Source organism: Sorangium sp. So ce394, assembly GCF_051474665.1.
GTDB lineage: Bacteria > Myxococcota_A > Polyangia > Polyangiales > Polyangiaceae > Sorangium > Sorangium cellulosum_D.
In genome coordinates this window covers 12,068,167-12,080,193 of record NZ_CP150339.1, presented here as the reverse complement: position 1 = coordinate 12,080,193, position 12,027 = coordinate 12,068,167, and the positions used below count along the sequence as shown (strand labels likewise).

General features: G+C 73.2%; 7 protein-coding genes. 1 reads left to right on the top strand and 6 read right to left on the bottom strand.

Annotated features, from left to right (window positions below; translation table 11 throughout):
• Positions 1-68 precede the first annotated feature (68 nt).
• A complete protein-coding gene (locus tag WMF33_RS44690) occupies positions 69-758 on the top strand; it encodes an RNA polymerase sigma factor (RefSeq protein ID WP_437334294.1) in 690 nt (229 codons plus the stop codon).
• 154 nt (positions 759-912) lie between these two features.
• Here WMF33_RS44690 and WMF33_RS44685 read toward each other — a convergent pair whose 3' ends face one another.
• Genes WMF33_RS44685 through WMF33_RS44660 form a run of 6 tightly spaced genes read right to left on the bottom strand, consistent with a single transcriptional unit; the run spans position 913 to position 12,023 of the window.
• Positions 913-5,223: a DUF6531 domain-containing protein gene (locus WMF33_RS44685; protein ID WP_437334293.1), complete on the bottom strand. Its 4,311-nt coding sequence runs from the start codon at positions 5,221-5,223 to the stop codon at positions 913-915.
• A 16-nt stretch (positions 5,224-5,239) separates the two neighbouring features.
• Entirely contained in the window at positions 5,240-6,421 is a 1,182-nt protein-coding gene (locus tag WMF33_RS44680) for a hypothetical protein (RefSeq protein WP_437334292.1), read from the bottom strand.
• On the bottom strand, positions 6,418-7,944 hold the full coding sequence (locus tag WMF33_RS44675) for a hypothetical protein (protein WP_437334291.1): 1,527 nt from the start codon (positions 7,942-7,944) through the stop codon (positions 6,418-6,420). The genes WMF33_RS44680 and WMF33_RS44675 overlap by 4 nt, the downstream gene beginning before the upstream one ends.
• A complete protein-coding gene (locus WMF33_RS44670; protein WP_437334290.1) occupies positions 7,941-8,969 on the bottom strand; it encodes a hypothetical protein in 1,029 nt (342 codons plus the stop codon). Before WMF33_RS44670 ends, WMF33_RS44675 begins: the two co-directional genes overlap by 4 nt.
• Positions 8,966-11,518, bottom strand: coding sequence for a type VI secretion system Vgr family protein (locus WMF33_RS44665; protein WP_437334289.1), 2,553 nt, complete (start codon positions 11,516-11,518; stop codon positions 8,966-8,968). The genes WMF33_RS44670 and WMF33_RS44665 overlap by 4 nt, the downstream gene beginning before the upstream one ends.
• A 31-nt stretch (positions 11,519-11,549) precedes the next feature.
• Complete coding sequence (locus WMF33_RS44660) at positions 11,550-12,023, bottom strand: hypothetical protein (RefSeq protein WP_063823794.1); 474 nt, start codon at positions 12,021-12,023, stop codon at positions 11,550-11,552.
• Positions 12,024-12,027 lie beyond the last annotated feature (4 nt).

Below are 12,027 nucleotides of genomic sequence, written 5' to 3'. Positions count from 1 at the left end.
TATATGTGGAATCTCAACCCGATGATGCCCTCCGCGCCAAACAACACAGCTTCGCTGTGGTGTACGAGGTGGGGGCTCCCTTCCTTCGCAGGACCCTCCGCAGCTATGGCGTGGACGCCGACGATCTCGAGGACGTCATGCACGACATCCTCATGGGTGCCTACCGCCGTCTCGGGACCTTCGACGCGAGCCGTCTGCTGCGCGCCGCCCTGGGGTTGAGCGACGAGGACGAGGTCCCCGGCGGCGAGCCGGTGCCGTTCAGCGCGGTCCTCCCCTACCTGAGCAAGCTGCGGGCGCGGCGGGCGTGGGACTCGGTGTACCGGTGGCTCTACGGGATCGCGTGGCGGCAGCTGACCCACTACCGGCAGCGGGCGTTCCGGCGCCGCGAGATCCCGTCGGGCCTGCAGAGCAGCGCGATCCTCGGCGGCGTCGACCAGCGCCCCCGCCTGGAGGAGCAGCGGATGGAAGCGACGGAGCGGGCCGAGGTGATCGACCTGCTGCTCGCGAGCCTCGTCCCGCAGCGGCGCGTCATGCTGGTGATGCACGACATGCTCGACATCCCGGTCGTGGAGATCGCCCGGGAGCTCCAGATCAACGAGAACACGGCCCAGAACCGCCTCCGGCTGGCCCGGGAGGACTTCCGGGCGGCGGTGAAGCGGCTCGCGCCCGAGCAGCGGAGCGCGCTGCGCCTCGGCGACCGGCCGTTCGCCACCGAGGCGGCGACGCGGCGACGGCCGGCCCCGCCGCGGCGCGAGTAGCGAGGCCCTCGGGCACTCGTGCCGCACGAAGGAGATCGGGTATCCGAGGGGCCGAGCGAGAGATACTCGTCTTCTCCCCGCGAAGCTCCACGTGCGGCTCCCCCGTAGAGCACGACGACGGTTCAGGAAAGCGAAGCGGGGGCAGGGGGGCGGATCAACGCATCGGCGGCACTTCAGGCCAGCCGGCCGGAGGCGACGTGACCATCGCTGGCCGCTGGGGGACGGTTCCCGGGGGCGTGACGGGCACGCCCTCGACGGAGGCGGGCGTGACCATCGCTGGCCGCTGGGGGACGGTTCCCGGGGGCGTGACGGGCACGCCCTCGACGGAGGCGGGCGTGACCATCGCTGGCCGCTGGGGGACGGTTCCCGGGGGCGTGACGGGCACGCCCTTGACGGAGGCGGGCGTGACCATCGCCGATGGTTGGGGCACGGCTCCAGGCGGCGTCACCACCGGCGATCCCCCTTCCGCCGCCCCCGGCGTCACCGTGGCCGGAGGAGCCACGACCATGGCTGGCTTGGGAGGCCAGGGATCGCGGGGACCGGTGGGATCGAACGTCCGGAAGAGCCACGATCCGTCATTGACCTCCTCCGGACCGATGTCGCGGCGGGGCGCCTGCACCTCGGTGTTCAGCAGCTTCGCGAGGTCCGCGGCCACGCCGTCGTCGGCTGCTCCGGTCGAGCAGGAGATGAGCCGGATCTTGTGCTCCTTCTTGTAGTCCGGGAGCCGCTTGATCAGCGCGGCCAATCGCTCGGCGTTCAGGATGATCTTGTCGCCGGCCAGCTCATCAAAGAAGTCCACGGGGACCGATTTCGACGCGACATGACGGCGGGAGCCGTGGACGATGACGTCGTAATAACCCGGTTCTGGAACCCTCTCCCTCATGGCCCATCGGAGGGCAATGTCCCACGCGGGGTTGCCGAGCACGCACTGGAGCCCCAGCGCGTCGACGTGGACGACGGGGCTTCCATTGAAGGCGGCGGGGTTCGCGCCGCCAGGCAGGCCGAGGGGATCCGGGCTGAGCCAGCGCGCCGTGGTGGGGTCGAAGTAACGATGCAGGGTATGAGAGAACCCCGTCTCCTCATCATGGTAATGGCCGAGGAGCCGAAAGGGCGTCTCCGGCGAGCGCGCCCGCCCGGGGGGCGTGACGCGGGCGACCGCCGCGCCCCAGGCCGAGCTCACGCCCGCCCAGGCGATCTCGCCCCGCTCGTCGACGAGCTCCCGCGGCGCGCCCAGGTGATCGTTGATGTACGCGAACACCTCGCCCTGCTCCTGATGCAGCAGGGGCGCGAGCGTTCCAGGCATGTGCACGAATACCCGCGTTCCCCGCTGCGAGTCGACCTCGGCGGCCAGCGCGAGCCCGTCCCAGAGATAGCGCACCACGCGCGGCGCGGCGGGCGGATCCATGGGTGAGGCCGGAGGCGGCGGGAAGATCTCCTTGCGCACCCGTCGCCCGTAAGCATCGTAGGTGTAAAGCACCCTCGCCCCGCCCGGGAGCCGGACCTCGCGGAGCCGATCGCGGCAGTCCCAGAGCAGCTCGGTCACCGCCCCTCCCTGGCGCTGCCGCACCCGCCGCCGGCCCTCATCGTGCTCGTACTCCACGTCGCCGGCGCGGATCAGGACGTTGCCAGGCCTCATGGCCCAGGGGACCCCCTGCTCGGGATCGCCGCGCACCCCCACCACCGAGCCGGCGGCGTCGTAATCGATGATCTCCCGCTGCCCGCCCCGCCTCGCCTCGACCAGCCGGCCGGAGACGTCATGCTCGTACCGCGTCGTCCCGCGCAGGGAATCGTCGACCGCCGCGAGATAGCCGCGCACGTCGTAGCGGAAGGCGCGATCGAGGAGCGTGGTCCGCGGCGCCCCGGGCGCCCCCTCGGGCGCGAGCACCCGCTGCCGCGCGATCCGGTCCATCACGTCGGTCGACGTCAGGACGTCGACCCCGCTCGTGTGGAGATGCCGGCGCACCTCGTTGCCGATCACGTCGCGCACGATGCTGACGACCCGGCCTTCGTGCTCCACCGCGATCAGCGCCCCCGCGCCGTCGTAGCGGTACCGCGTCGTCTCTCCGGTGGGCAGCACGCGCACGGCGCGCCGGTTCCGCTCGTCGTACCCGTAATGGATCGTGAGCCCGTCCTGGGTCTCGGCGACGAGCCTGCCCAGCGCGTCGAACTCGGACTCGACCACGGTCTTCCCCGTCGCCTCGTCGACGGTGCCGACGAGCTTGCTGCCGGAGGACGCGAACGACAGCGCGCCGTGCGGCGAGCGCTCGATCCGGAGCGCGCCGTGCGCGTCGGTCTCGAACGCGCGGTACGTGCCGTCCATGTGCTCGATCCGCGCGAGGTGATCGGACCTCGACCAGCGGTAGCGCAGGATGCGCCCGTCGAACGTCCTCTGCTCGATGACGCGCCCGGCGCGATCGTAGCGGTACTCCCAGACCTCGCGCCGGGGATTGCGGATCGCGCGGACCCGCTCCATCGTGTCGTACTCGGCCTCCCAGACCTGCCCGTCGGGGCCGACCGTCCTCCGCAGGGAGTGCGTCCCGCCGTGCTCGCCGGTGAAGACCGCGCCGGCAGGATCGGTCTCGCGGATCAAACGCCCCAGCGGGTCGTACTCCCGGCGCACCGTCGAGCCGTCGGGCCGCTGGATGGCCGTCACGCGCCCCTCGGCGTCGTGGGTGAAGCGCGTCGTCCGCCCGAGCGCGTCGGTGATCGACGTGAGGCTCCCGAGCGCGTCGTACGTGTACCGCGTCCGATCCCCGCTCGCGCCGGACTCGACAACGATGTTGTCCTGCTCGTCGTACTCGAAGGAGACGTGCAGCCCGTCGGGATCGCGGAGCGCCGAGATCCGGCCGCGGCTGTCGTAATCGAGCGAGAGGGTGAGCCCCGAGGGATACTTGACCTCGATGAGCGCTCCCCGGTCGTCGTAGGCAAATTCGGTGGCGCGGCCGTCCGGCAGGACGCGCTTCACCATGCGGTCGTCGCGGAGCTCGCGCCGGGTGATCCGGCCCCCGGCGTCGGTGTGGGCGATCAGGTTGCCGCGCTCGTCGTACTCGTACTGATGGCGCTCGCCCGCGGCGTTCTCCTCGGCCACGATCAGGAGGTCGTCGTCATATTCGGTCTTCTGGACCACGGCGCCATCGCTGGTCCGCTGCAAGGTCACCGCCCCCCGCGCGTCCCACTGGAACACCCGAGGCGCGGGGTTGCCGGTCACCGTCGTCTCGCCTTTGCTCGTGTCATAGGCGAGATCGGCGGCGTGGATGCCGCCGTCGCCGTGGCCGCGGACGCACCGGCCCGACGCGTCGTACTCGTAATGAAAGCCGAGCCCGGTCGGGAGCGTCTTGGCGATCAGCCGGTGGTGACCGTCGTAGTCGTAGCGGGTGACGTGCCCCAGCGCGTCCGTGTAGCGCGCGAGGTCGCCGTGCTCCGAGTAGGCGTAGCTCACGGTCCGCCGCGGCGCCCCGGCGGCCCAGACCTCGAGCCGGACGACCCTGCCCTCGCCGTCGTGCGAGAGGCGGAGCTCCCGGCCCGAGGTGCCCACGATCTTCACGAGCCGATCGCCCTCGTAAACCAGCTCCACCAGGTTGCCAGAGGGATCGCGCAGCGCCTGGAGCCTCGCCCTCCCGGAATCCCCGTCGGACCGGAAGACGCGCGTCAGCCGAGCACCAATCTCGAAGACCTCGATCGTCCTTGCCTTTCTCGTGACGGTGAGCCGCTTCCCGCGGTGGAGCGACGAGCCCTCCTCGGGCACGGGAGGCAGGCGGACGTCCCGCCCGCTCGCGTCGCGCAGGAGCAGATGGTCGTCGGCCAGGTCGATCCACTGGTGAAAGCTGTGCGTCCACCCGCCCCGGCCGAGCGGGGTCCTCTCCCGGTTCCTGCCGGAAGCGTAGAGCCTCCGCCACACCACCCGGATCCGCCCCTCCAGGACGGCATCCACGTCCTCGTCGCACACCTCGCCCGAGGCGACCGAGACCGGGTCGATGACGTAGCAGCCCTTGGCGCTGAACTGCTCCGGATTCGCCCCCGATGCGCTCACGTCGATGCCATGGAACAAGGTGCCGACGCACTGGGCGACCTTTCCATCCGCCGTCGCCGTGTTCATGTAACCCTTGTCGAGCGTGCGACATACGTGCGCATCGCCGGCGTAGAAGCTCGTCGATGCCGTGAACATGGTCGCCCGGCCGCAGGTGGCGAACGTGACCACGTCGCCGCCCGTCGACTTGCTCGGCATGTTGCCGGGCTCATCGATCTTCATATGGCTGCGGAGCGTGAGCACCGGCTTGTCGCTGATCACGGTGCAGGACTGCGTATTCTCGGCCGTCGCCGAGCGCGCCATGTAAACGTAAGGCGTCGGGACGGGGGCGCCCGCGGGCGTGAGCGCAGGGCCATGGCTCACCGCCGGCGTGGGCCCCGGCATCACGTGGCCGCTGCCCGTCGTCGCGATCTCCTTGTTGTCGCTGGTCGTCGACATGGCTCGCTTCCCTCTTTCAGCGGATCATCCCGAGGACGCGAGCGAGCCGCTCGGGCTCGACCCGGTAGCGAACGTTGCCCTCGAAGAAGCACACCCTGCGGATCAGGTGGAGCGTGAGCAAACTCACCGTGATCGCAGGCTCCTCCTCGAGGTCGGGGTTGCGAAGGATGACATCCTCGTTGACCCCGGCCGCTGGAATCGAGCGGAACGGATCCTCCTGCTCGCCGAGATACCCTTTCAGCTGTACCTCCAGCCGGGTCGCGGGGTCATCCAGCATGACCAGCCTGGGCATGGACACGCGCCGTCTGTGCTCTGCCCTGTACTCGTCCGTTCGCTGTGCGGCTTCGGCCTCCTCGATGCTCTTGCCCCGGAGATAGGCCCGGCTCCACTCCTCGAGCTCGTCGTGCGCGCGCCGGTCCGCCTGGCGGCACTGTCGAATCGCCTCGTCGACCCGATCGGCCAGCGCGTGCCGGCTCACGCCGAGCTCGCGCAGCTTTCTCGCGTCCTCCCAGATGACTTGCCCGAGCCGGTCGTCCGCGCTCAGGAACCCGCTGGCGGAGTACCGGTCCGGCCGCAGCTTGTCGACGAGCGCCTCGACAGGGGCCTCGAAGTAGGCCGCGAGCGCCGCCTCGATGCCCTCCGGTGTCATCCCGCCCAGATCGAGCGGGAGGATATCCGGAGCTCCGTGGACGGCGCTCGACCTCCTCTGGCGTTGAAGGAGCGTGATCATCCAGTCCCGAATCTCGGGCGTGAGCTCCAGGTCGGGCGGGAGCTCCCCGGTCGTCGAGGCGATCTCGTTGCACAGCCGGCGTCCCAGCATGACCGGGAGCCAAGGGTGCCTGTGCGGGCAGTACCGCCAGTGGTACACGGAGCCGAGCTTGAAGAGCGCGTCCGGCCGGATCGCCTTGAACGTCCGCGGGATGTGCTCCTCCTTGAGATCGAGCACCGCGGCCGTCTCCGCGGGGAAGGTCGCCCCGCTCCCCGCCGCCCGCTCCAGCCCCTCGGCGAGCGACCGGATGTACCGCTCCAGGCGGCCGGGATACCCCCGGATCCAGCTGGCGAGCGCCTCGTCGTACCCGGCGACCTGCTCTTGGTCCTCGGCCGTGCTCGCGCGCGGGGCCGCGAAGCCCAGCCACACGAGCACCGACCAGGCCCACCTCTCGTCGGCGACCTGCTGCGGCGCGCTCCCCTCGTTCATGTCCACCCTCCTGCCGGACTCCCCCGTGACCCCTGCGCGCAGGCGGCCGTGAGCGCCGCGATCCGGTCCTCCGGATCCGGCGTCCACAGCGCCAGCTCGATCGATCGCCCGAGCCCGGCGCGCGCGGCGATCTCGTCCGCCCGCCGCTGCGCCTCGCCCCGGTCGAGGAGCCCGCTCGAGAGCTCCACCGCGACGGTCTCCAGCCGCCACGGCTCGCCGAGGCGATAGCGAAGCGCCGGGTCCAGGCGAGCCGCGCCGATGGCGCTCTTCCAGGCGAGGGCCCGCTTCCGATCCGGCGCGGGGACCGCGGGGCCGAAGAGCGTCGCGAGCGCGCTGGCCGCGGCGTCCGCGAGATCCTCGTCCGCGAGGAGATGCGTCAAGAACGCCCACGACCCCGGGTGGCCGAAGCGACCGATGGCCGAGAGCGCCTCCGGCGTGATCGGAGCGCGCGAGAGGATGCCCTCCATCCTCCGGAGATCCTCGGCGCGGCCCGCGAGCACGAAGAGCTCGAGCGCCCGGGCGCCGAGGACCGCGACGAGATCGTCGCGAGCGCAGACCTCTTCGTAAGGATCGCGGTAGCCCGCGATCGTGAGCGCCCGGGCCGCGCCCCACGCCACGGCAGGGCTCGGGTCGCGCAGCCGCGCGCGAAGGAGCGCCACCACCGAGGGCGGGACGACCTCGCGCGCCTCGCGCGCCTCGCATCGATCGATGGCGCGGATCGCCGCCAAGGCGACTGGGGCCTCGCCGCGCTGCAGCCAGCGCGCCAGATCGTCGTGAGAGAGCCCGCCGCGGCGGGAGCAGACGTCGACGCCGACAGCGCGGGCGACCGGGTGGCGCGAGGCGAGCAGCGAGGAGCCGAGCTGCGCGAGATCCGGGTGAGGCGCCACGGCGAACGCCTCGGCGATCGCGAGGGCGTCCCACAGCGCGTCGCCCGGGAGCCGCTCGATCCCATGCGCCAGCGCCTCGAGCGGCGCCGGGCCCTCGATCGAGCCCAGCACGAAGGCCGGCGCCCAGCTCTTCCAGGGATCAGACCCCTCCAGCGCGCGCATCCACCAGCGCACCACCTCGGCGACGCAGCCTGCGCCCGTGGCGAGGATCGCCTCGGTCTGCACCAGGATCCTCGCCTCGATGGAGGGACGGTGAACCGCAGGCCGCTGCCAGCGATGGCGGGCCAGCATCGCGATCGTCTCGGCACACGCGTCGACGATCGCCGCGCGGAAGCGCGCCATCGGCAGGGGCTCGCCGCCGGTGTCGGCGAGCCGCACCGGAGGCTCGTCCGTCGCGTCGAACCTGGCGAGCGGATCGTCGTCCTGCGAGCCCGGCGCGACGCGCTCCTCGTGCGTCGCGAGCCCAGCGCCGGCCTCCGCGATCGCCGCCGCCTCGGCCGCGAGCTGGGCATCGCCGCCGAGCGCCTCGGGCAGGAGCGCTGCCTCCGGGCGGACTCCGGGCGGAGGCGTGGGCTCGACCCCGGGCAGCGCGTGCGCGAGCGGCCGCTCGCGCGCCGCCTTGAGCACCGGTGTCATGCGCCTGCTCCCGTCGCCATGGCGACCCCGCGGGTTCCATCGGGGGAGATCGCCCAGGCGAGCATCGGCGCGCCGGCCGCGGCGGGAGACTCGGTGGCTCCGTGCCGGAGCGTCGCCAGCCCGTAGGCCAGGTTGAACGCGCCGGCCGCCGCGCCGACCACGCCGACCTCCACCTCGGGACAGGTCGCTTCGTGCTCGGGCTCGAAGCGCTCGCCGCTCCGCGCGAGGGCGAGGAGCCACTCCGTCTGGCGGAGCGAGCCCACCTGGAGCTGGCCAAAGACGGCGCCCACCCGGCCGATGCGCGGCAGGTCGCGGAGCGCCTGCGTCATCGCGGCGCCGTCGACGATCGCGTCGTCCGCGTCCGTCGAGCGCCCCTGGACCACCGCGGCGCCGTGCACGGTCCCGAGGAGCGGCAGCCGGGCGAGGCGCGCGGCGTCCGGGGTCGTGACGACCAGGGCCGCCGCGCCCTCCGAGGGCCGCGGGACCTCCGCGGCCCACGGGCTCGGCGGGTGGGAGACCCAGTGGCGCAAGCGCTCGATCGAGATCAGCGAGTCCGCGGCCACGATCGCGACCGCGCGCGCCTGACCTCCGGCGAGGAGCTCCTCGGCAGCGCGCAGGCCAGCGAAGCACCCGGCTTCGCCGCGGAATCGCAGCGGATCGACGACGCCGAGCCGCGCGGCGAGCGCCGCCTCGACCTCGCGGACATCGTCCCTGGACAGCCCGGGCCGCGGGCTCGCCGCGACCAGGACGAGCGCGATCCGATCGAGCCCCGGCGCGCGCGCGGGGTGAAGGAGAGGTCGGGTCGCCTCGACCATCGCGGCGAGCGCGATGCGCGCGATCCGCGCGGCGGCTCGCTCGCGGGCGCCGATCCACGGACAGAAGCCGACGCTCAGCCGGCGGCCGCCGGCGAGCAGGAACGGAGACGCCGCGGGCGGCGGTACGCGCGCGCGCAGGTAGAAGACGTGCTCCGAGGACGTGATCCCCGCCGGCGAAACCAGCCCCAGACCGACGACGGCCAGCTTCATCGGTGCGACAGGCTCCCCGACTGCGTCACGAGCCCTGCGATCTCGATCGTCGACGCCTTGAGCAGGAGCCCCGCCGGAGACGCCGCCAGCGTGGCGCCAGGCACGCTGAAGGTGACGTGCGCGCCCGACATCGACAGGGCGCCATCGACGCGGATCGAGATCTTCGGCGCCTCGATCGCGTAGGAGGCGCCCTCGGCGACGAGCGCGCCCGAGACCTCCAGGCTCGCGACGGCGGCGGCGCCGCGTCCGATCCCCCCGGAGGCCGCGATCCGCGCGCCGCCGCCGATCGACTCGACCGACGCGCCCGCGGCGGTCTGCGTCACGGCGGCCGCCTTGATCGTCCGGCTCCCGCCCGTCGCGTGGGCGCTCGCGCCGAGCGTCTTCCACCCGATCGAGCCCGCGCTCGCGATCAGCGACGAGCCCCCGATCCCCACGAGCGCGCTGCCGCTCACCACCACGTTGCGGTGCCCAGGGCCGGGCCCGGCGGGGGCGCTCGCGTCGCTGCTCCCGCCGCCAGCGCCCCCGCCCCCCTGCGCGGCGCCCGGCTCCGGCGCGGCCCGATCCCACGGAGGCGGCGGCTTGGCCCCAGCGACGCTGGCCACGATCGCGTCGCCTCCAGGGAGGAGCCCGAGGAGCGCGCCCGCAGCGGCCATCGTCCCGGCCTGCGCCGCGCCCTCCCATCCGCCCCCCTCGCGCTGCATGGCGCCCTCCGCCGCGGCCTTCGCGATGCCCAGCGCCGAGGCCGCGATCATCCCCGCCGTTCCCTTCGCGCCGACCCCGTGCAGCGCGGCCGCCGCTGCGAGCTGGAGCGCGCCCTTCACCGGATCGCCCACCTGCTCGAGCAGGGCGCCGCCGACCAGCACCGACTCGCTCCCCACCGCCACGCCGAGATCCCCCGCGGCGGTCACCTCGTGCTGGCCCCCGACCGACCCGGACTGGGAACCCACCGCCTCGAGATACGCCTGCTCGACCGAGACCGCCTCGTCCGCCGCGACCTCGCGCGACTGGCTCCCCGCGACGCTGTAGCGCTCGTTGTTGACCGTCTGCACGACCATGCCGGCGCGGGCGGTGGTCGTCTTGCCGAACGCCGCCTGGAGCGCGAGGTGCTCCCGCCCCGCCGCGTCGTCGAACGAGATGAGGTTGCGGCCTCCGGCGCCGGGCGAGCTGTCGGTCGCGAGGACGGTCATCGTCTTGTTGGCCGGCAGCGGAAAGGGCGGCGGGCTCTTGGCGTTGTAGGATCGCCCGATCACATACGGCCGAGCCGGGTCGCCGTCCTCGAAGAGGGCGAAGACCTCCCACCCGACGCGCGGCAGGATCATCGAGCCCGGCGTGTTCGGCTGCAGCGTGCGGATCGGCAGGCTGCTGGCGGCGTCGCCGGGGCCCTCGAGATCCCAGTGGAACCGGACGTAGATCCTGCCGAGATCGTCGGGGTCGATCTCGGCCCCCGGGGCGCCCGTGACGATGGCGGACTGGGCGCCGTGGATCCGGGGGCGCGCGGTGCGCTGCGCGAGCCGGAAAGGGACCTCGCGCGGGATCGACTCCACCTCGACGCGGTGCACATCCATCGACGCGCTCCAGCCGTGCTTGACGGCGACGACGAGGTGCTCGCGGCCGGGCGGGGGCGCGCCGACGTGGCCGGCGGAGACCTCCACGGAGAACAGGAGCCCCGGAGCGAGCGCGAGCGCCGTCGACGCGAAGGAGCACCGCAGCGCCTCGGCGCGCAGGCTCTCCAGGCGGAGGCGCGCCCGCGCGGGATCGCCCGCCTCGCCGGGGCGCGCGGCGATCTCGTAGACCTCGCTGCGCTGCTCGAGATCCGTGCCGTCGCTGCGCGAGGCCTCGAGCGAGACGGCCGGGCGCTCGGGGTCGTACCCGCGCAGGGTGATCTTGCCGGGGCGGCGGCGGCGGACGGCGCGGTAGCGCGTCAGGGCCGGTCCGGGGCCCAGCAGCGAGGCCTCGTCGACGAGGGGGAGCGGATCCGGGAGCGCCGGCGGCGCGTCGGCCGAGCGATCCGCGATCTCGATGGCCTCGTCCGCGTCGCCCGCCTGGCAGGGAAAGCGGAAGTACAGGCCCTCTTCCTCGCACATCCGCCGCACGAACGCGGCGTCCGTCTCGTCAACCTGGACCACGTGGTCGCGCGGCGCGTGCTCTTCCGAGAGCGCGAGGACGACGGCGCTCGCGCCGTATCCCCCTTCCCCCAGCACCTTCTGCACGATCGCCGGCACCGAGAGGCGCCGGAAGATCCGGGAGCGGCGGCGGTGCTCCAGCAAGGCGAGCCGCGAGCCGAGCGCGAAGCGGTACTCGCGCGGCGCGTCCCGTCGCGAGGTGGCGACCGCCGTCCACTGCGTGACGACGCCGAGGAGCGTGCGCGCGCCGTGTCGCGCGTCGAGGGTCACCGAGCACGGGCCGCCCAGCACGGCCGCGGCGGCGATCGGCTCGGGCGAGGCGACGACGACCTCGAAGCGCGAGGGCTCGCCGAGGCGCTCCTCGCCCGAGAAGGCGCGGCACTCCACCGCGGGGACGCCCTCCGCGAGCCGGACGGCTACGGCCATGACGGGCCCCCGGACGCGCGCCGCCCTCGGGTCACGGCAGCTCCACCTTGGCGGACAGGACGCGGACCAGCGCGCCCATGTCGACCACCATCCGGTCGCCCTCGATCCGCACCACGCCGGCCGCGTCGGCGGCGATCGACGCCGCGCCGACCTCGATCACGGCCGCGCGATCGAGCCGCATGCGCAGCTCCTTCGCGTTCACGGACACGACGCCATCGGCGTCTCGCGCGATGGGCGGCGCGGTCTGCAGCGCGCCCATGATGGCCGGGCCGCGCGGGCCGTCTGCCACGATGATCATCCGGCCGGTGCGCAGGCAGTCGTCCGCGAGCGCTGGGTCGACGCCGTCGCCGAGGACGGCGGCGCAGCGCGCACCCGAGGTGGTCCGGATCCGGTACGATCCCGAAAGAGCGAGCTCGATGAACGCGCCATGGATCCCGGGCCCGAGCGCCGGCTCCCGGTCGATCGCGCTCGAGCGGGGCAGTGAGGAGCTCTTCTTCTTCGCCATGCCG